General features: G+C 33.6%; 22 protein-coding genes. 5 read left to right on the top strand and 17 right to left on the bottom strand.

The window, feature by feature from the left end; genetic code table 11:
* Positions 1-195: 195 nt before the first annotated feature.
* The 6 genes from ACSVDA_RS23310 to ACSVDA_RS23285 form a co-directional block, all read right to left on the bottom strand.
* Positions 196-489, bottom strand: coding sequence for a hypothetical protein (locus ACSVDA_RS23310; protein WP_485886593.1), 294 nt, complete (start codon positions 487-489; stop codon positions 196-198).
* A 386-nt stretch (positions 490-875) separates the two neighbouring features.
* Positions 876-2516 (bottom strand): ribosomal protection-like ABC-F family protein, encoded by a 1641-nt coding sequence (abc-f, locus tag ACSVDA_RS23305; RefSeq protein ID WP_485886591.1) that lies wholly within the window; start codon positions 2514-2516, stop codon positions 876-878.
* A 487-nt stretch (positions 2517-3003) separates the two neighbouring features.
* A complete protein-coding gene (locus ACSVDA_RS23300; RefSeq protein WP_485886589.1) occupies positions 3004-3252 on the bottom strand; it encodes an NUDIX hydrolase in 249 nt (82 codons plus the stop codon).
* A 189-nt stretch (positions 3253-3441) separates the two neighbouring features.
* Positions 3442-3591 carry a hypothetical protein gene (locus tag ACSVDA_RS23295; RefSeq protein ID WP_485886587.1) on the bottom strand — a complete coding sequence of 50 codons (150 nt, stop codon included), beginning with the start codon at positions 3589-3591 and terminating at the stop codon, positions 3442-3444.
* Between the two features lie 188 nt (positions 3592-3779).
* The gene (locus tag ACSVDA_RS23290; RefSeq protein ID WP_485886585.1) at positions 3780-3968 is read right to left on the bottom strand and encodes a hypothetical protein; all 189 of its coding nucleotides are present in this window, start codon (positions 3966-3968) and stop codon (positions 3780-3782) included.
* Complete coding sequence (locus ACSVDA_RS23285; RefSeq protein ID WP_485886583.1) at positions 3961-5256, bottom strand: AimR family lysis-lysogeny pheromone receptor; 1296 nt, start codon at positions 5254-5256, stop codon at positions 3961-3963. The genes ACSVDA_RS23290 and ACSVDA_RS23285 overlap by 8 nt, the downstream gene beginning before the upstream one ends.
* Positions 5257-5917: 661 nt before the next feature.
* Between ACSVDA_RS23285 and ACSVDA_RS23280 the strand changes: the two genes are divergently transcribed.
* Entirely contained in the window at positions 5918-6145 is a 228-nt protein-coding gene (locus ACSVDA_RS23280) for a hypothetical protein (RefSeq protein WP_485886581.1), read from the top strand.
* 59 nt (positions 6146-6204) lie between these two features.
* Positions 6205-6717, top strand: coding sequence for a phosphatase PAP2 family protein (locus ACSVDA_RS23275; protein WP_485886597.1), 513 nt, complete (start codon positions 6205-6207; stop codon positions 6715-6717).
* A gap of 65 nt (positions 6718-6782) precedes the next feature.
* On the opposite strand, the gene ACSVDA_RS23270 is transcribed toward ACSVDA_RS23275, so the two are convergent.
* Complete coding sequence (locus tag ACSVDA_RS23270; RefSeq protein ID WP_485886579.1) at positions 6783-7703, bottom strand: cation diffusion facilitator family transporter; 921 nt, start codon at positions 7701-7703, stop codon at positions 6783-6785.
* A 383-nt stretch (positions 7704-8086) separates the two neighbouring features.
* On the opposite strand from ACSVDA_RS23270, the gene ACSVDA_RS23265 reads away from it, so the two are divergent.
* Positions 8087-8260: a hypothetical protein gene (locus tag ACSVDA_RS23265; protein ID WP_485886577.1), complete on the top strand. Its 174-nt coding sequence runs from the start codon at positions 8087-8089 to the stop codon at positions 8258-8260.
* A 299-nt stretch (positions 8261-8559) separates the two neighbouring features.
* On the opposite strand, the gene ACSVDA_RS23260 is transcribed toward ACSVDA_RS23265, so the two are convergent.
* The 5 genes from ACSVDA_RS23260 to ACSVDA_RS23240 form a co-directional block, all read right to left on the bottom strand.
* On the bottom strand, positions 8560-8715 hold the full coding sequence (locus tag ACSVDA_RS23260) for a YflJ family protein (RefSeq protein ID WP_485886575.1): 156 nt from the start codon (positions 8713-8715) through the stop codon (positions 8560-8562).
* 507 nt (positions 8716-9222) lie between these two features.
* The gene (locus tag ACSVDA_RS23255) at positions 9223-9645 is read right to left on the bottom strand and encodes a universal stress protein (protein ID WP_485886573.1); all 423 of its coding nucleotides are present in this window, start codon (positions 9643-9645) and stop codon (positions 9223-9225) included.
* Between the two features lie 91 nt (positions 9646-9736).
* Complete coding sequence (locus tag ACSVDA_RS23250; RefSeq protein WP_485886571.1) at positions 9737-10471, bottom strand: amino acid ABC transporter ATP-binding protein; 735 nt, start codon at positions 10469-10471, stop codon at positions 9737-9739.
* A 23-nt stretch (positions 10472-10494) separates the two neighbouring features.
* Entirely contained in the window at positions 10495-11196 is a 702-nt protein-coding gene (locus tag ACSVDA_RS23245; protein ID WP_485886595.1) for an amino acid ABC transporter permease, read from the bottom strand.
* Positions 11183-12025, bottom strand: a complete 843-nt coding sequence (locus ACSVDA_RS23240) for an amino acid ABC transporter substrate-binding protein (RefSeq protein ID WP_485886570.1) — start codon at positions 12023-12025, stop codon at positions 11183-11185. The genes ACSVDA_RS23245 and ACSVDA_RS23240 overlap by 14 nt, the downstream gene beginning before the upstream one ends.
* A gap of 534 nt (positions 12026-12559) precedes the next feature.
* On the opposite strand from ACSVDA_RS23240, the gene ACSVDA_RS23235 reads away from it, so the two are divergent.
* Complete coding sequence (locus ACSVDA_RS23235; protein WP_214483513.1) at positions 12560-12784, top strand: hypothetical protein; 225 nt, start codon at positions 12560-12562, stop codon at positions 12782-12784.
* Positions 12785-13139: 355 nt separating this feature from the next.
* Here the strand turns inward: ACSVDA_RS23235 and qoxD are convergent, their stop codons facing one another.
* The 4 genes from qoxD to qoxA are packed head-to-tail and all read right to left on the bottom strand — an operon-like array spanning position 13140 to position 16996.
* Entirely contained in the window at positions 13140-13442 is a 303-nt protein-coding gene (gene qoxD / locus ACSVDA_RS23230) for a cytochrome aa3 quinol oxidase subunit IV (RefSeq protein WP_214483512.1), read from the bottom strand.
* A 3-nt stretch (positions 13443-13445) separates the two neighbouring features.
* On the bottom strand, positions 13446-14048 hold the full coding sequence (gene qoxC, locus ACSVDA_RS23225) for a cytochrome aa3 quinol oxidase subunit III (RefSeq protein WP_214483511.1): 603 nt from the start codon (positions 14046-14048) through the stop codon (positions 13446-13448).
* A complete protein-coding gene (gene qoxB / locus ACSVDA_RS23220; protein WP_485886567.1) occupies positions 14032-16014 on the bottom strand; it encodes a cytochrome aa3 quinol oxidase subunit I in 1983 nt (660 codons plus the stop codon). The genes qoxC and qoxB overlap by 17 nt, the downstream gene beginning before the upstream one ends.
* A complete protein-coding gene (qoxA, locus tag ACSVDA_RS23215; RefSeq protein ID WP_485886565.1) occupies positions 16004-16996 on the bottom strand; it encodes a cytochrome aa3 quinol oxidase subunit II in 993 nt (330 codons plus the stop codon). Before qoxA ends, qoxB begins: the two co-directional genes overlap by 11 nt.
* Before the next feature lie 580 nt (positions 16997-17576).
* On the opposite strand from qoxA, the gene ACSVDA_RS23210 reads away from it, so the two are divergent.
* Positions 17577-17963: a globin domain-containing protein gene (locus ACSVDA_RS23210; RefSeq protein WP_485886563.1), complete on the top strand. Its 387-nt coding sequence runs from the start codon at positions 17577-17579 to the stop codon at positions 17961-17963.
* A gap of 351 nt (positions 17964-18314) precedes the next feature.
* On the opposite strand, the gene ACSVDA_RS23205 is transcribed toward ACSVDA_RS23210, so the two are convergent.
* A complete protein-coding gene (locus ACSVDA_RS23205; RefSeq protein ID WP_485886562.1) occupies positions 18315-19451 on the bottom strand; it encodes a serine hydrolase in 1137 nt (378 codons plus the stop codon).
* Positions 19452-19664 lie beyond the last annotated feature (213 nt).

The raw sequence follows: 19664 nt of genomic DNA, 5'->3' as shown, positions 1-19664 counted from the left end.
CTACCATTGACATAATAAAAAAATACATTGAAGAACAAGGTGAATGAAGACCTTAGCGACTAACCCCCACTAAATCAAATAGATTTTGAAGGGGAATGCGTCGCTATTTTTTTGTTCAAATTTTATATTCTTCTATTGTATTGATAGCCCGCTTAGGTAGCCTAATAGAATAACATACTGCAAAAATATTATTGCTTAATACTTCCTTAATGGACAATCCCAATCAGATCTAATTGCAGCATCTACATATTCTCTCAAGTGTTTTACATCATTTGAATCAAGCTGAATGGGGGCAAGCGTAACATAGCATACGTTTGAGGTATAATTAATTGCAACTCTTATAACCTCACTCTCAGATGCATCTTCATAAAGATGGTCATAAATAAAATCACCTTTGTGGGGGATTACATTGGAACTAAAATGCTTGTAGATCTTCTCATATTTGCTATCATCTTGTAACTGTATGATTTGTTTTAGTGCAATCTTCATTATAAAATTCCCCCTCAATATTTACGAAATACTTTCTATTCGAAACAAAACACTATAACTCTAAATATAGCAACTAACCTTTATCCTCTGTTTTTGGAACTACCGTAACAAAGTTTACGATAAGAGCCTTTGCAAAAAAAGTAAGTTAAAAACCGCATCATCAATTGATCCAATTGTTCTCAATTTGAGCTTATGACCTCACCTACAATGAAATTCTCTTATTACAACATGTATTTTATAACAAATGTAATTGTTTGTAATCTATAATCATACCTACTGTGTTTATATAAGCCAAAAATTTCTTATAAAAAAGGCGTGTCTTTTCTATAACAGAAACACGCCACAAAGAATAACTAAAACATGATGCTAGATGATTTTACAACGAATCATTGAAGATCTTTTATTAATTTTGTAAGCTCTTTAAATCTAACATCAAGTTCCTCATACTCTTTGTTTTCTGGAGCCATACAGCTAAGCTTCCCTAAAACTTCTTGTCGTTCGGTATCAAGTGTTAAACGTAATTCTTCATTATCATCTCTTGTGGATAAAGATTCCTTATTATTAATTTGCTTATAAATAGTATGATTTGAAAATACGAGTTTAGCGTTTGTTGTTCTATGAAGAAAATAACGATCATGTAACACAACCAATAGAGTGCCATTATACATTTCTAATGTTTCTTCAAGTTGTTCACGAGAAGGCAAATCTAAATGGTTCGTGGGTTCGTCTAGGATGAGTACATCTTTTTCTTCTAGAATATATTTCATTAATTTACACTTCACACGCTCACCCATACTCATGTTTTCAATCGGTTCTGTCCACTGACGATCAAGGAATCCTAAATGTTTCATTAAATTACGTACGTGCCCTCTCTCTTCAAATGACTCTTTGTCGAATAACTGTTTGGGAGTTTGAAAAAGAGGCAAGTCAAATACCTCTTGAGTTAAATAGCCGATATTTGCTGCTGAAGAAACCCATATATCTCCTTTAGTAACTACTTCTTTTCCAGCAATCATATTTAAAAAGGTAGTTTTCCCACTACCATTTGGACCTAAAACTGCAACCTTTTCTCCATGCTGAATGGTAAAATTAGCATCTTTAAAAAGCTTTTGGCCTTCAAAAGATTTTGCTAAATTTTTAACTTCTAAGAACCGCTTCCCGACTTTATGGTTTGCTGTTAATGAAAAATTAATTTGGTACTCAGCCTTAGGTGCCTCAACTTTCATTTTTTCAAGTTCTTTTGCAAGACGTCTTTCTTTTGATTTTACCTGTGCATCCATTCGCTTAGCTTTTACTCGATAATATTCTTTAAAGCCTTCCTGTTTTGTTGATTGAGCATGGGCAGACTTTGCCCATGATGTTAATTGGCTCATTTGACCTTCTATTCGTTTTATCATTTTTTGTTGTTTCTCATATTCACGCTGTTGAGTTAGTCGCTCTCTTTCACGATATTCCAAAAAACTGGTGTAGTTACCACAATGACTAATAAGTGTTTGATTTTCAATTGACCATATTTTTATTACTACTTTATCCAAAAAATAACGATTATGTGATACGAGAATAATAGTACCCTTATAACTTTTAAGCTTTCTTATAAGGAAGTCCAAACTCTGTTCATCCAAGTGGTTTGTTGGTTCATCGAGCAATAAAATGTCAGCATTTTTTGCTAGACCTTTGGCAAGACGGGCTTTTAATTTTTCTCCTCCACTTAAATTCAAGTAGTCACAGCTTGGAACATTCCAACTCTTTAATAACACTTCCTCTTGAGGAGTAACCTCACCAAGAAAAAAAGACTCTTTTTCTTGTTCAACCATAGTAATTGTTAGATCATTTTGTACGTGTTTTATATGTCCTCTTGTTGATGGAAGGTCGCCGTTCAGTAATTGTAATAAAGTTGATTTACCGGCACCGTTTTTACCTATGATTCCGATAATATCCCCCTGTTGTACATTCGTATTTATATTTTCAAAAATATTATGATCTTCAATTTCAACTTTTATATTTTGTAATTGCAGTAGTTCTAACATAAAAAATCACCCTTCTTTTTCAGGGAGAATAAAAAATCCTCCCAAATAATTTTGGAAGGATTAGTCAAAAAGCATTTTTGCCGTACTCAAAAAAGCTACTTATCATTACAGCTCTTTAGTATATAGAAAAATGGGCAGACTAATCCTAAGTTTTTATTATTTGAAATATATAATTCCAAAAGCTAAAAGTTAGGTTAGTTAACCATTGTCCACCCATCATTCCTTTCTTTTAATAGTAAATATAATTTTAACACTATACCATGGGTTATTCAACAATCTGCAAATTTTGAAAAAATTAAGCTTATCTTTTTCTAGACTAGTTCCAGTTTGTTTGAATTAGATGCTTCAACTATTACAACACTTAACTTATTTTTTGAAGGCGATGTCCATTGAAATGGATATGGCCATTATTGCTATGAAACTACTTTAATTTGAGGAATACCTATCTTTATATTGAAATAGGCTCTTATTATTTCTTAAACGCCTATTAGTAGATTACATGTAATCGCTTCAAAGCTTCATTTACTGCCCAACTTTGATGTTCATGAAATAAGTACTTAATTGCTTTTGATGGTTCAATCCATTTTAGAAAATGGTCTTTTTCTATTGGTTTACTTGTTTCCTTACCAATATCACATATATAAAAATAACCTTCACTGAAATAGTACTTTAATTCATTAGTTGAATAAAAATACATATTTGCACACCCTATAAAACCACCAATTATAATGTCCATTCCCATCTCTTCTTTGGATTCTCTTCTTAAACTGTTTTTCGGGTAGCTAGGTTGATATTAGAATGAACCTTGTATCTTCATTCTAACCATTTCATTACAGTGAGCTAAGAGTATCTTCATTGCTTGTTCTATTAATTCAGTACTTTTACATGCTCTCTTCAAGTCTAGCTACCCATTTTAGTCAAAGAATCATTTATGAATTTTCCATATATCTTTATCCATTATTTCAATCACTTTTTTTGAGATTTCGTCTATTTCACATAAAATTTTTGAGTTTTTTTCTTCCTGAACATTATTAATATGAGTGTTTCTTTGTACTTCATTCTTAGGATTTTCCATATTAATTATCAACTCCTTTATATGGTTTTGCCAACATCATGTTGGCTACGGTTATTTAAAGTAATTTTTATGATGTAATTTTTTTCTATTCACTTTTAGAAAAATGTCCTACTCCCGTAAAAGTACGAAAGACGTTACTCTATAAAGAGTAACGTCTTTCAAACCTAAAATATTAAATTAATAGCCTATCAACCACCTGGGCTAACCTCATCAGATTTTAAAGGTATAACTTTTACCTTTAGTTTATCAATATTGATAATTAGAGAATCTTCTTTAAGTTCACCATTTGCTGCACTTACATTTTGAGTATTTATAGTTAATGCTAAGGTAGCAACTATACATAAAGTCATCGTAAAAAATAACACTTTCTTAAACATAAAGACTTTTCACCTCCGCGTAGTATAATGCATTTACAGGATACTTGTCTTGCCCAAGCTTTAGAAGAGCTTCTTTTGGTAACATTCCAAAAAATCTGTCTCCTCCTTGCTTAATATATAATTCTAACGACATCCAGTGATATTTTGCATCGTCAGTAGCAAGACCTCTCAACCAAAGTCGTTGAGCTCGTGTTCCCTCTTCATTGTCAAGATGATCTATAAGATTTAGAGCTTCTTCTTTTCTTGAATGTTTTATAAGCCAATAAGCCTTATTTTGTTCGTGTTCTATTTCTTCTATGTCTATATCCATGTTTACATGAATTTTAAGGAATTGAATTTTTTTAACAACTAATAATGCAGCGTTATCCATCCCTATTTGTGTATAAATATCTAATGCTTTTTCAAAATACTCTATTGCTTTTTGAGCATCAATATATGCCCAAGTCCATCCCAATGTAACATAGCTATAAGCCTTTGTTTTGAAATTTAAAGCAAATTCTAAAGGCTTATATGAAAATTTTCTAGCTTCCTCAAAGTTACAATTTCTTAAATTTATAGTTTGTTGTAACTCATAATACTTAGTTTCTGAGAAAGACTTGTAATGGGAATCTTCAATACCATTAATTAATGTTTCGATTCCTACTAGCTCTTTCAGCGATTCAGTAAAGTACTGTAAATCATGATATATGTATGCAATAAGTATTCGCTTATAAACTGTACTAAATAAATCACTATCAGGTATCTTATAGTTTGCGGCTTCATCACATAACTCTAGTAGCTTGTTTTTTTGTTCTTCATGATTATTTTCAGCGTTTCTAGGGTCGTTCCAACTTTTCATGCTTTTTATTAACTCTATTTTTCGCTTGTAATTTATATGAGTTAAGGTTCCGTATCTCTTTAAATTCGGATTATTTTGATAGTTTAATGCAATATTTGTTAGTTTCTTAAGTTCCTCAAGAAAGTTGTTTTGGTCGCAGTACATCATCGCTGACATAATCAATTCTGGCTTCTCATCTATCTCCTTAATAAATTGTAGCATAATCTGTTTTTCATGAAAAGTATTTGCAAGAGTATCAAAGGCTCGAACACAAACTAAAACCCAGTAAAACTTAGCAACTTTTTTCCCGTTTAAATACTTATTTAGCCACTTTTCTTCTATTAAATTGTTCTCATGTTTATCTTTACCGACCATTTCTCTAATTTTCACTTGTGTTATTTGATGCTTCAACATCAATTCTTTTAATATTTGACCAGACGTTAGTTCTCCGTTAATCAACGTATTACTCACAATATTGCACCCTCTCAAATCAAAAATTTAACAAGCTAACCTCATCCTTTACTGATAAGATTAGCTTAGCCGTCGCTTATATAAGGAATATGGAGTTAACTGTGTTTATAATTGAGTACTTAAATTTATGTTAAAAATTCATTCATTACATATTATTCTTAAGAAAATATTAATTTTGCTATATATATTAATTCTAGTACATCAAATAATTCATTGAAAACGTCATATTTTGCGCTAAAAGACCATTTTATGTCATTTAGTGAAGGTTTTTATGTTTTTCCTTTGATTTTCATAAAGTATAATCAATATATTTATTTTCTAGAGACAAACTTACAAAAGATGCCTATAAATTTTATGAGGCATAAATCCAGCTTGAATATGATGAAACACAAGGGGGAATATTTTAAACTTCCTATTTATTTCAACATTAAACATTCAGCTTTTCCGATGTATCATAAAACAAACTTTCACATACCCTTTTTATGCACTACGTTAGACTAATGATCGTATTCTATAAGGAAGCTGTTTTGTGTATAGTTGGTTGCTTGATTCAAATTAAAACAATTAGTTGAATTTCGGTTTGATGAAATGAAGTACTACAATTGTTAGTTGTAAATTTTATGTACACAAAAATAAATCATTGAGGAAAAAGGTGAATAGCATGTTCAACAGTCGGTGGCAACGTCCCCGTTATCAAACACCTCAAAACTATCCATTTAAAAAAAATAAATGCTGTGTATATCAAGACAGAAACAATCCCAATGGACCTACATATGGGATTTGTGTTCCCCTATTTGTAAAATGCCATGTAGCTGAAAATGGTTTAGTTAAAATAGCAGAATATGAAGTACCATTTAATTGTTTTGGCTGTGTAATGTATGGAAGATAAATCTCTTTATTACATGTATATTTCATTAAAGGGTATAGTAAATATATATGCTTAATGAGGTGGTTTTTTTGACAAACAAATCTTATAATAGACATTCTTCTTTACTGGATATACTAATGATTTTCATTTCAAATCACGTGCGTTTTATATTTATTTTCATACTTGGTGTGCTGTGGTTTCGTGATCATTTCAGCAAAAAAATCGTTATAAATTCAGTTGTATCAGTTGTAATCACTTTAATTACGAACACTTTAATAAAGTTATTTGTCTATAAGCCTCGACCTTTTATTTATAACCGTGTAGGAATACTCATACCCTCTAAAAAGGATTCTTCGTTTCCAAGTAAACATACTATATTAGTATTTGCCGTATCAACTTCTATCCTCCTCTATGAACGAACCCTTGGGTGTCTCATGTTAGGTCTTTCAGTGTTAACAGGTATTTCTCGCGTATGGGTTGGTCATCATTATCTTTCTGATGTGATTGGAAGTGCATTTATAGGAAGCTTAACAAGCATAATAGTTGACAAAGCTTCTGGGATTTATAAGCGTTTTATATACAATTGTTATTGAGCCATATACTTAACTTAAAAGAAGATGATTGCTTTAAAAATGCAATCATCTTCTTTATGCTATTATTAATTACAATGCACTTCTGATGTAGAACAATCTGAATTTATATGATCAATTTGTATCGTCGTATGGTTAATATGGTACTTATCTTTTAATAATTTTGTTGCTTCATTCAATACCCTCTCATAATTATCACAATCTCCTATTTTAATGTGACAACTTAAAGACAAAAAGTCGGAGCTTATTGCCCACACATGTAAGTCATGAACATCAATGACATGAGAGATAGACAATAGCTGTTCTTTAATATCCCCTACATCAACTCCTGGAGGGCTTCCCTCCATTAATATGTGTAAAGAATCTCTCGTTACCCTCCATGCGCTTATAATGATAAGAATTGCAACAAGAACACTAGCAATCGGATCGGCCAAATTCCAACCAAAGAACATGATAAGTAAGGCAGCTATGATCGCACCAACTGATCCTAATAAATCCCCTAACACGTGTAAAAATGCACTTCGGATATTTAGATTGTCACTCGTATCCCCTTTTAGAAGAATAAAGGCTACAATAATATTTACGAGTAGTCCAATTGATGAAATAATTAGCATACCTTTACTAATTACATGAGGTGGTGCCAAAAGTCTGTTATATGCCTCCCAAAAAATATAAATAGATATAATAACTAAAGTAACTCCGTTTAATAGTGCGGCTAATATTTCAAATCGCCTATATCCAAAAGTTTTCTCTAATGTTGGTTGCTTTTCTCCAAACTTCATTGCCAAAAAGCTTAACCCTAGTGCTGCTGCGTCACTTAACATATGCCCTGCATCTGATAATAGTGCCAAGCTATTTGTTAGCACTCCTCCGATTACTTCTATAATCATATACGTACTAATGATAAAAAAAGATATTTTTAACGTCTTTTTATTTACATTATGCGTGTGACTATGACCGTGATCATGATGAGCATGTGAATGTCCCATGGCGTTACCTCCAGAAAAAGTTTGTGTGAGTATTATTCTTTTCAATTAGCTGTTTTCTCATTAATTTGTTGCTTTTCGTACTATAAGCCAAACACGTACACAACTAGAGTTCGTGGCATCTTTCGTTCTGTACAACAATGACTAACCATGTAAAACCACTTTTTCGGCATTAATTGGATAACTATAGCCACAAAGTTTACGAAAAGATCCTTTCAATTATTACTTCATTACACATTTATTTAATATATGATCATCTATTCATATATTAAATATATAGTCTTCACATTTAAAAGTCAATGGTTTATTATACAGCTTTAGCGTTTAAATCATATAGTAAGTATATCTTATTACACACGTATGAGACAAAGTTTCATACCATATATATGAATAAGCTTCTTATTACATTGAAAGGAGTATTCCGTATGCTCGATACGATCGATTGGAAACTTATCTCCTTTGTCTCATATACATTATTCCATGAATACGTCACTTACATTAGAATTCCGCAAATCTGTTATTGGGAAAATACAAAACAAGACGCAATTAGAAAAGAGTAAATAAAGCTAGAGGCTGGGACATAACTTAAGTGTTTAACTAAAATTCCGAACAAAGTAATAACTTAGCGGATGAAATATACGTAGACTCCTGCGGGATGAAAAGCAACGGCTAGACCCCGCAGTGCCTGGCACGAGGAGGCTTGCCAGCTTCCCGCGGAAAGTGGAGTATATTTCAGGAGCGACGTAACTACAACTACAACCATTGTTCGGTTTCTATTTAGTTAAAATACTTTTGTCCCAGCTTCAAACATTTTTCACATAACATGTTAATGTTGAAAACGTACTTATTACATCATTGCTTATTTATTTTTTGTTTTATTCATTTGATCCAAATATAAGTTACGTAAGGTTGATGTCTTATAAAGCTCTAACCTTCTCCTTTCAGTCGGGTGGATATTTATCCCCATGTTTTTCAATTGCTTTACGTACCAACCTTTTGAACCAGGATATGCCATACATCATTCCCCTTTCTCCTTATCGCTTGTCCTATATATATGCATTAAAGAACAGGAGAATGACCATCATATTTTTATTTCAGTCGTTTTAGACTATCAGTTGTTAAAACTTGCTGCATTTCCTTCTAAAATATAAGTACGTATACATCTAGCGTTCTTAGCATCTTTTCTCATTTAAATTGAAGTCAATTGCATGAAATTATTAATTGCTGTTCTCAATAGCAACTGAGTTTAGGAAAAGAGCCTACCAAAAAGATTGAGTAAACTCTCGAACACCTTTACTTGAAAATTATATGTATGGAGGTATTCAAGATAGATTTTCTTATCAAGTAATAGTTTACACATCACTTACATGGTTTATTTTATCCCTGTTTCCCATTGTTTTTTCGTAATAATATACAACTACACAACTAGAGTACATAGCATAACGGTAACTAAATTATGAAAACATCACTTGAGGATCTACTAATTTGGTAACAATAACAACACAGCTTACAACAAGAACTATTACTTTACTATCATGACAGGACAGTTAGCTCGCTTGGCAACTTTATGGCTCACACTTCCTAATACCATTTCTTGAAATGTATTGAGCCCCCTACTTCCAATAACAACAAGGTCAAACCCACCATTATTCGCATATTTTACAATACTTGGTCCAGGTTCACCGTGAATCATTGTTGTCTTTATTTCCTTATTAATTATTCGATAACATATATCCTTTGTTGCTTGCAATCTTTCATTTCTTGTTGATTCAATATCGTGAGATTCAATGTTTCTTAACGCGTCTGATTTAGCTGTCTCATTGTCAACAATATATAAAATCTCAATTGTTGCGTCTTCGATTTCTTTTGCTAAAAATGCTGCTTTTTCTGCCGCACGTATTGCATGATCAGAACCGTCAGAAGCTAGTAATATTTTTTCAAACAATATATACACAACCCTTCACAAATGGATATGTTAAGTATATAAGAACAGCTAATAGAATAAAAGAAAATAGAGTAGGTTTTTAGTTCCCACTCTATTGTATAAGTTGTAAAAATTGTTTAGTACGCTCTTCTTTTGGTCTACTGAATATTTCTTCAGGTTTGCCAGACTCGATAACCTTGCCGTCATCCATAAAGATGACTTTATCGGCAACCTCTTTTGCAAATCTCATTTCATGAGTAACTACAACCATCGTCATACCTTCACTAGCTAAATCTTTCATCACCTTAAGGACTTCTTGAACAATTTCTGGGTCCAATGCAGAAGTAGGTTCATCAAAAAGCATAACATTAGGTTCCATCGCGAGTGCTCTCGCAATACCTACCCTTTGTTGCTGCCCACCAGAGAGTTGAAATGGATAATAATCTATCTTATCAGCTAATCCAACTTTAGTTAGGAGAGATTCGGCTGTTTTTCTCACTTTATCCTTCCGAAGCCCTTTTACAATGACAGGCCCTTCCATTACATTTTCAAGTGCTGTTTTGTGCGGAAACAAATTATAGCTTTGAAATACCATGCCTGTATTTTTTCTAAAAGAAGCTATTTGCTTTTGCTTCAACTTGTTAGAAAAATCTAATGTATCCTCAGCTATTGTTATACGACCCTTAGATGGAGTTTCTAATACATTTAAACAACGTAAAAGTGTTGTTTTTCCTGATCCCGATGGACCGACGACGACGACAACCTTCCCTTTAGGAATATCTAAATCGATTCCTTTTAACACTTCTAACTGGTCGAATGACTTATATAATCCGCTGATTGAAATCATCTACTTTTCCCCTTCTTAATGTATTATCTCACTACATACCTATCTAGCCTGCGCTCTACTCTGTCTTGAATTAATGAAAGAATAAAACAAATGATCCAATATAATAATGCAGCTTCAGTGTATAGTAGTAAAAACTCATAGTTTGTTGCAGCAATTTCTTGAGCCCTTCGAAACATTTCGGTTACCAAGATTAACGATGCTAGTGATGTATCTTTTACAAGACTAATAAATGTGTTTGATAATGGTGGAATCGATACTCTTGTAGCTTGAGGTAAAACAATTCTTGTTAATACTCTAGAGTATGACATACCAATCGAATACCCAGCTTCCCACTGACCTTTAGGAATAGATAATATAGCTGCGCGAATGATTTCTGATGAATATGCACCTACATTCAATGAAAAACCAATAACAGCAGACGGAAATGGGTCAACAATAACTCCAATATTAGGCAAACCATAAAAGATAATAAATAATTGCACTAAAAGTGGTGTACCTCTTATTATTGAAATGTAAATTCGAGCTACAATTTCCAATACTCTAATATTAGATATCCTCGCTAGAGCAGTAAGGATTGCTAATATAATTCCGAAAAAAAACGACCAAAGTGTTAATGGAATCGTAGAATCCAAAGCTCCCTTCACCAATGGGAGAAGGGAACTTTGAGCGATATCTACTATTTTTTCTAATCTTTCTGGATTAGTTAGGATATTACTTAAGTACATTTTCACCAAACCATTTCACTGAGATTCTTTCATACGAACCATCATCAATCATTTCAGCTAAAGCCTCATTTACGGCTTCAACAAGTGTTTCATTACCTTTTCTAAATGTTAGTCCACTTTCGCCAGCGTCTTCAGATGTAGCTACAATTTTGATTGGTGCATCAGGACGTTGCACTTGAAAATCTAGAACTGAAAGCTTGTCGTTAATCGTTACATCTACACGTTTAGATGTAATTAGTTCAATTGCTTGGTTAAATCCTTCAACTCCTACAAGTTCTGCTCCATTTTCCTTTGCAATATCAGCATAGTTACTAGTTAAGGATTGAGCTGCTTTCAGCCCAGAAATGTCAGCAAAGTTAGCTACTGCATCGTTATCTTCACTCGTTACTAAAACAGCTGCAGATGTGATATAAGGATCAGAGAAATCATATTTTTCTAAGCGATCCTCTCTAATTCCAACTTGATTTGCAATCATATCAAATCGTTTAGAATTTAAGCCTTCAAACATAGCATCCCATTGTGTTTCTAGAAATTCTGCTTCTACCTCTAAGCGCTTAGCAACTTCCTTTGCAATCTCTACATCAAAACCTGTTAATTCACCACTATCATCATGAAAAGTAAATGGAGGGTATGTTCCCTCTGTTCCAATCTTTAATACGCCATCTTCCTTGATTTTTTGTAGAAGATCGGTTGTTTCTTCGTTAGTAGCTTCATTGTTTTCTGTATTTCCACTACCACTCGTTCCTTCATTTTGTTCAGCTGTTCCACATGCAGCTAGAACGAGAGTTAGTCCGAATATGAATGTTAAACCTAATATAAGCTTTTTCATTTTTAATCCCCCAGTAATTTTATCGGATTTTAATAATATGTTAATTAAGTATAGCTAGATTTCATCTTTTGTCAACGGATTTGAATTATACAGACTTTTCGAAACACATATTATTATTTCCATTGTTTAATATTTTTATTTTACAAAGACTCTTTTCGTAAACTTTGTTGGTATTTTTATTAAATATGGACAGAATGATGAGCTTTATGATGCTCATATATTTCCACGAACGTTAGGTGTAGACGTGCTTATGTCTAAGTCGCTTTTTTCGTAGACTTTTTTGTTACTTGGAGTGAATTTCGTGGAATTGTTAATGTTAAGTTGCCACGAAAGTAACTAAATGTTTGCAGGTTTTGTTTGCCAGCAGAAATACACCATTTATATAACCAAGCGTTGCTGTATTATTAGATCAAATCTACTCACTTATTCGATATCCCTTACGTTCTTTTTCGTGAATTAACATATTTATTCCTAAAAAAAGTTTGACAATTTTGTGACAAAAGATAGAATATTCTTATAAGGGGATGAAAATATATGAAGAAAAAACCACTTGAGTCACTATTGTTTATGAAAAAAATAACAAGTGTAGGATTAATATTAGGGTGTATTGTTTTTTTATTTAGTTTTTTTGTAAGCGGTATCAAAGGTGATTACGTATTATCAATAGGGCTTAGCATTATGATATCTTCAATGATCCTTTTCGGGTTTGGTCTTAGTTTAAATCTCATGGAAGCCGTAAGTGATCGCAGTACCTCTTAATAATTTTAATAGTCATTTTTAGATAGTAATACCAATCATTTAGCCATTTACGATGCTCACATATAATAAAGGGTCAGACCTTACTCTATATCTCGAAAAGCATGCTAGGTAGTAGCAAACCTAGTATACCGATATAGAATATAAGATCTGACCTTTTTCGTTATGTTTATAAAGTTAATATTGTTAGAATCTAGTGTCATGAAGACCCGTGCTATTCAGTAATGATGTTGATGAAAGGCTGTTTCTTTTCGTACTAAGAATGATGGATTTCATAGAAAGACCCAACTTACTGCCCATTTTAGTAACAGTAGTAAAAGAGCCTTATGAAAAAGCCTTTAACTAATTTGGCTAGTCATTAATGTGCTGCATGGCCTGCTGTCAACACCCAAATAGAGCCTACAACAATAACAACAGCTATAAAAACTCCATAACCAATATTAATAATGTTAGCCTTCCCATCTTCCCCTTCGGTCATATGCATAAACATGAACAATTGTAGCCCTGCTTGAATAACTGCTAAAGAACCGATGATCCACATAATTACATTAAACGATAAGTTCGTTTTAAGAGCTACTCCCGTAGCTATAAAGGTTAGTACGATGGAAGATATGAAACCTAATACGTGCCCAGTAGGAAAACGATTTGTTTTACTTGCCATAAATCACACCATCCCTTTTAAATACACAAATGTGAAAATAAAAATCCAGACGACATCTAAGAAGTGCCAGTACAAGCTAATGATGAATGTTTTTCTAGCAGTAACAGGTGTTAAGCCTCTTCTTAGTAACTGTATAATAATGATCGTTACCCAGCCGATTCCAACCGTTACATGGAGTCCGTGTGTACCTAGGAGCACGAAGAAGCTTGATAAGAAAGCACTCGTTTGCATCGTAGCACCTACACTAACATAATGGATGAATTCAGTAATTTCCATGTATACGAACCCTACGCCAAGTAATACTGTAATAATAAGCCATGTAAGCAGGCCTTTTAGGTTTTGTCTTCTCATTTCAAATATGGCCAATCCGCAAGTAAAGCTACTCGTTAATAGCAATAAAGTTTCAATCATGACATCCTTAATTTGAAAAATATCTTCGGGTCCTGGTCCACCTGCTGTACGTCCCCCCAGAACACCGTATACCATAAACAATGTAGCAAACAAAACAATCTCAGCACCTAAGAAAATCCAAAAACCAAAAATATTCATACGATCTTGCTCTGTTTGATATTCAAGTGGTAAGGAAGTATCAACCTTTGCTGACATGATTGTTCACCTCTTCTGCTTTATTTCTCCAAGATTTTTCAGTCTCTTTTATTTCTTTTACAGGTATATGATAACCATCGTTATAATCAAACGAACGAATGATCAGCCCCGCGAAAATACCCACTGCCGCTATTGCTGCAGCAATATGCCATTCAAATACGAGGAAGAATCCTGCTATACCGAAAACAACAGCCATGTAAAATGGAAGCCCTGAATTGCTCGGCATATGAATTTCTTCAATCTCATTATCCTTCAGATCTAGTCCTTCTTTGTTCTTCTTCATGTGCCAAAAAACGTCCAATGATTTTACTTCTGGTAGTTTTGCAAAATTATAGTATGGTGCTGGCGAAGCTGTTGCCCATTCTAATGTTCTAGCATCCCACGGATCATTTGAAACATTGCGATCAGCATGGCGTATGCTCCAATAAATGTTATAGCAGAATACAGCAAATCCAATAGCAAGTATGGCTGATCCGATCGCTGAAACTAAGAACAGTGGTGCAAAACCTGATTCTACTGAAAAAGTATATGAGCGTCTTACTGCACCATCTAACCCTAATAAAAACATTGGGAAGAAGGTTAAGTTAAAACCAATCACAAATAACCAGAAATGATATTTTCCTAGTCTCTCATTTAGCTTAAAGCCAAAGATTTTAGGCCACCAATAATATAGACCTGCAAATACGGCAAACACGACACCAGGTATTAATACATAATGGAAATGAGCGACAAGGAACAAAGTGTTATGGTACTGATAATCTGCTGCTGCCATCGCAAGCATAACCCCAGTTACACCACCGATAACAAAGTTTGGCACAAATGCTAAAGCCCATAACATCGCATTAGTAAATTTAATTCTTCCTTTTCTCATCGTAAATAACCAGTTAAATATCTTTACACCTGTGGGTACAGCAATTAACATCGTTGAGATAGAGAAAAATGAATTAACTGCTGCTCCGACACCCATTGTAAAGAAATGATGGACCCATACAAGCATACTCAAAAATGCTATACCGACAATTGAGAAAACCATAGATTTATAGCCAAATAGCGATTTTCTTGAGAAGGTTGCGATTACCTCTGAGAAAATACCAAAGGCAGGTAATGCTACAATATACACTTCTGGATGTCCCCACAACCAGAACAGATTTGCCCATAGCATATCTGATCCACCAGCAGACAATGTAAAGAAGTGAGTACCATACAAACGGTCAAATGTCATCAAGCCAAGTGCAACTGTAAAGATCGGAAATGCGGCTACGATAATGACTGATGTAATGAAAGATGTCCAAGTAAACATTGGCATTTTCATCAATGTCATACCTTTTGTTCTCATTTTTAGGATCGTGACAATAAAGTTGATACCTGTCATTAAAGTACCAATACCCGCAATTTGAATTGCAATGGCATAATAATTGTTTCCGATACCTGGACTAAATTCTTTACCAGCTAGCGGGAAATACGATGTCCAACCTGCATCAGGTGACCCACCTATGACAAAAGATATGTTAAATAGCATAGCGCCACTAAAGAATAACCAGAAACTTAAAGCATTTAATTGTGGAAATGCTACGTCCCTTGCTCCAATCTGGAGAGGAATGATCACGTTCATTAAACCGATTAAAAACGGCATAGCCATAAACAAAATCATGATCACACCATGAGTTGTAAATATTTCATTATAATGTTGAGCATCTAAAAATTCCATTTCAGGTCTAGATGTTTGGACTTTCATCAACAGACCATCCATACCACCACGGAAAAACATTAGTACTGCTGATAGGATATACATAATACCTATCTTCTTATGATCGACTGTTGTTAACCATTCAGTCCATAACCAGCGCCATTTTTTCAAATAGGTTACGACACCTATTATTCCAACCATGGTGAGTAAAATTGCAATTTGTGATCCGAGAATTAAAGGATCACCTGTTATAAAAAACTCATCCCATTTAATGCCCACCGTGATCACCCCCGTTTGTTTCTTCCATGTTCATATCATCATCTTTTTGAGTGTCAGTAGAATCATTTTTATAGTTGTCTTCTTCTGAGAATATCTTTCCTTGATAGCTATGATTCTTATATAATTCAGGATTTGTATACGTTTTAGAGTCCATATCAGCATGGTTAACCCACTCTAAGTGAGTATTAGAATATGTTAATCTACCTAAATGTGTTGGCAAAAGAAGCTCTTCATACTCCTCCTCAGTTAATTTAGGAGCCGTTTCCTGCACTTCCTTTTTCCACTCCTCGTAGTCTTGTGGCGTCTGTGCTAATACTTCAAATTCCATTTTCGCATAACCCCGTCCATTGAAGTTCGTATTTCTACCTTCAAAAGAACCAGGATTATCTGCGACAACAAATAAATCTGTTTCCATTTTATTCATTGTGTATATTTGTCCAGCTAAAGCAGGCACCCAAAATGATTGCATCGTTGAAGCTGATGTTAATTTAAAGTGAACTGGTCTATCAGCTGGAATATTTACATAATTAACTGTTTCAATTCCATCTTCTGGATAGCTAAAAATCCATTTCCAGTCGGCAGATGTCACATGAATGACAACTGGCTCTTGATCTTCGTAGCCTTCTGGAATTTTTTCAAGGTCATACAGTGTAGTTACCGTAGGAATTGTTAGAGCAACAAGAATAAGGACTGGAATGGCGGTCCAAATAATCTCTAGCAAAGTACTACCGTGTTCTTCAGGTGGTTCATAATCCATATTGTCTGGTTTTTCTCGATATTTCCAGACGATATATGCAAATAAACCGAACACAACAATAACAATTAAAAGCATCCATAAAATTGACTGATTAATTAAGTTAGCGATACTTCGTGCTGCAGGTCCTTGTGGATCAAGCACAACCAAATTTGTTTCACAACCACTTAGAAACAACACTGGGAGAGTTGTTAAAAACAACAAGACAAGTCCCTTGTTAAACTTCATGTTAATTCACCCCAAAAGTTAAGTATACTTACTAAAAATATCGTGAATATGTTCATTTCTTCACAACCGATTGTTCGGTTTTTCACAAACTTTGCTAATCTATATCAATAAGAACATTAACACTGTGTAAATAATGATAACATGATTTTATGAACACTTAAGTCTGTAATTGTGACAAAATACGCAAGGAATTTACTGGAGAAACTACATTTAATTTCACCATGATATTTAAAGTTATTTTACCGATCCTAATTTTCCTGTCATGCCTATTTTCGCAAATAAAAAATGTCCATTTTGGCTTGATATGACTCTTCTAGTAAGAGTGAAATGGATAGATGCTACTTGATACGAAGCCTTTGTCACAATATTCTAACCCGTTTTTTTTAGATGAAATTCGTACCGAAAACAACAATCACTGTGAAAACGTTATGATTTATAAAATCAACGTTCATCATCTAAAACTTATATACTCTGTAGTGATTCATATCACTAAATCACGTATTATCAATTGGTATAGTATTAAAGTAAATAAAAAAAAAACTTACACTATCATGTGTATTTTATAAAGTTGGTGGATTTTATGAACAAAGGTATGCATTCACTCTATGAATTAATTGGTGGAGAAAAGACTGTTCAACGTCTTGTAGATGCATTCTATCCAAAGGTTTATGCAAACAAAGATTTACAACCGTTGTTTAGTGGGGATATAAATGAAATAAAAAGAAAGCAACAAATGTTTTTAACACAGTTTTTAGGTGGACCCACCCTATACAGTAATGAGTTCGGACCACCTGCTATGCAGCATCGCCATCTACCATTTGAAATTACTCCTGTCAGAGCTCAAGCTTGGCTGAATTGTATGAAAGAGGCGTTTGAGGAAACGAAGTTAACTGGACATGCTGCCGACATGTTCTACGACCGACTGAGACAAGTGGCAGCAATAATGGTAAATACACATACCGAATAAACCTGAGTTTTTGTGAATGAGATGGAATTTAACCTCCACATACTTCGCAAAATCTATCTCAGAAGCATACTCAAAGAATGTTGAATAATAAAATTAAGCTGCTACGCAATGTAGCAGCTTAAGAATCCCATATATTAGTCCCAATTAGTAGCCCTAACACCATAAAGCTTGCGATGAATAGTGTCACAGATAATTCTTCCATCATGAACCCCCATTATGTACATTAATCATATTTATTACGTGCTCATAAAGTACTTTACTTCTATTTATATTAAGGTTAGCACGAACTATCATAACTATTGGCAGGGAAATTCAAACGTTTTATGTCAAAAATGTGAAAATTATTTGAACCTATTCATGTTTATTTGTAAGTGTTTTAATTCTATCTCTCAATTGACTGTCACGTAAAACTGATAATTCGAACTCATTTAAACTACTTGAAAGTTTAATTGATTCATAGATATTTAATTGATTAAAAAAGATGGCTAGCGCTGTTTGATTTCCATTTTTATCAGTCGCATATAGGGCTTTTGTCAATATATATAGGGTTGAACCACCTTTATGCCCTGCATGTTTCAACCATTGTTGATTAGCTGGATTTTCCATTAATCCTTCCATTACAGGATGTAATTGCTCTTGTACTTCAGCTGAAAAATATGCACGACTATTTATCTTTTCCATAATATGTGCATAGTCAAATGTTGTAGATGTACTAAACCGCTCTGAAAACATTCGATCAAAGTCACTATCATGCCAAGTTGAAAGATCTGCTTTTTGTTTATAAATGCTCGCATCATTACTTTTTAGCTTATTATGTATTTGATTAGCTAACTCTTTCCACTCTTCTGAAGGTAACTCTTTAAGCGTTTCTTTCACTTGTTGGAGTTCTTTTTTGCTTGTTATTCCTCCATAGTTATTAACCATTACTTCGTAAGGAATATATAAACTAGATACGAATGGATAGATTTCTCCATGATTATCTAGTCCCAATTTTTTTAATCGGTCATTAATTTGATATAATCCAAGCTTCATCATCAAAAATTCTGTATTTGTATTTGAACTAAACTGTATCATACCTTTTACAATTTCTTTAAGACTAACAGTGTCGTTTTGCATTAAGTCTTGTTCTTTCATATGCTCTAGCCAAGCATTGTGGGCACCTCCATCTGTATTGGGAACATAAAATTTTTCTAGCTCACTAATCTGTACAGTTTCATTTGTTTTGACTAAACCTTCAGCTGTTTGTTCCGCATACTCTATAGCGATAATCGTTTTTACTGTACTAGCTAAAGGCATGTTTTGACCAGACCGAATATCCCCTACTACCTGACCATTCTGAATTAAATAAAGAGATGATTTTTCTTTATTTTCCTCTAGGAACTTTAAAACATATTCAGTGCTTGGTGTATACATCCAGCGCCTTATAACCCACATAATAACAAGAAATATGATAACTGCTAAACCCAGAATCTTAAAAACTAGCTCCATTCCTTCACCTTCTCGCACTTTACATAATATTGCATATATATATTAATATAGCAAAGAAAATAAAACTTTCCAGAAAGAAGCATTACTTACATATGCGCGTGAACCTCTCCAACTAATTGTTACACAATTTGATGGAGCATCCCTTGTCTTAAATAGAGTACAAAACAAGCTATTAAGCCACCTTCGGTGACTCTAATGCCAAGTTAAGACTAA

This window comes from Cytobacillus sp. Hm23 (assembly GCF_051842895.1).
In the GTDB taxonomy this organism is placed as follows: domain Bacteria; phylum Bacillota; class Bacilli; order Bacillales; family SM2101; genus Nanhaiella.
The sequence above is the reverse complement of the archived record's forward strand: the minus strand, read 5'-3'. Positions and strand labels throughout refer to the sequence as shown.

What these genes read in the sequence shown, in the direction of transcription:
- ACSVDA_RS23310 (WP_485886593.1), bottom strand. Translation starts at nt 489, where the DNA reads ATGAAGATTGCACTAAAACAAATCATACAGTTACAAGATGATAGCAAA.
- abc-f (WP_485886591.1), bottom strand. Translation starts at nt 2,516, where the DNA reads ATGTTAGAACTACTGCAATTACAAAATATAAAAGTTGAAATTGAAGAT.
- ACSVDA_RS23300 (WP_485886589.1), bottom strand. Translation starts at nt 3,252, where the DNA reads ATGGACATTATAATTGGTGGTTTTATAGGGTGTGCAAATATGTATTTT.
- ACSVDA_RS23295 (WP_485886587.1), bottom strand. Translation starts at nt 3,591, where the DNA reads ATGGAAAATCCTAAGAATGAAGTACAAAGAAACACTCATATTAATAAT.
- ACSVDA_RS23290 (WP_485886585.1), bottom strand. Translation starts at nt 3,968, where the DNA reads ATGTTTAAGAAAGTGTTATTTTTTACGATGACTTTATGTATAGTTGCT.
- ACSVDA_RS23280 (WP_485886581.1), top strand. Translation starts at nt 5,918, where the DNA reads ATGTTCAACAGTCGGTGGCAACGTCCCCGTTATCAAACACCTCAAAAC.
- ACSVDA_RS23270 (WP_485886579.1), bottom strand. Translation starts at nt 7,703, where the DNA reads ATGGGACATTCACATGCTCATCATGATCACGGTCATAGTCACACGCAT.
- ACSVDA_RS23265 (WP_485886577.1), top strand. Translation starts at nt 8,087, where the DNA reads ATGAATAAGCTTCTTATTACATTGAAAGGAGTATTCCGTATGCTCGAT.
- ACSVDA_RS23260 (WP_485886575.1), bottom strand. Translation starts at nt 8,715, where the DNA reads ATGGCATATCCTGGTTCAAAAGGTTGGTACGTAAAGCAATTGAAAAAC.
- ACSVDA_RS23250 (WP_485886571.1), bottom strand. Translation starts at nt 10,471, where the DNA reads ATGATTTCAATCAGCGGATTATATAAGTCATTCGACCAGTTAGAAGTG.
- ACSVDA_RS23245 (WP_485886595.1), bottom strand. Translation starts at nt 11,196, where the DNA reads ATGTACTTAAGTAATATCCTAACTAATCCAGAAAGATTAGAAAAAATA.
- ACSVDA_RS23240 (WP_485886570.1), bottom strand. Translation starts at nt 12,025, where the DNA reads ATGAAAAAGCTTATATTAGGTTTAACATTCATATTCGGACTAACTCTC.
- ACSVDA_RS23235 (WP_214483513.1), top strand. Translation starts at nt 12,560, where the DNA reads ATGAAGAAAAAACCACTTGAGTCACTATTGTTTATGAAAAAAATAACA.
- qoxD (WP_214483512.1), bottom strand. Translation starts at nt 13,442, where the DNA reads ATGGCAAGTAAAACAAATCGTTTTCCTACTGGGCACGTATTAGGTTTC.
- qoxC (WP_214483511.1), bottom strand. Translation starts at nt 14,048, where the DNA reads ATGTCAGCAAAGGTTGATACTTCCTTACCACTTGAATATCAAACAGAG.
- qoxA (WP_485886565.1), bottom strand. Translation starts at nt 16,996, where the DNA reads ATGAAGTTTAACAAGGGACTTGTCTTGTTGTTTTTAACAACTCTCCCA.
- ACSVDA_RS23210 (WP_485886563.1), top strand. Translation starts at nt 17,577, where the DNA reads ATGAACAAAGGTATGCATTCACTCTATGAATTAATTGGTGGAGAAAAG.
- ACSVDA_RS23205 (WP_485886562.1), bottom strand. Translation starts at nt 19,451, where the DNA reads ATGGAGCTAGTTTTTAAGATTCTGGGTTTAGCAGTTATCATATTTCTT.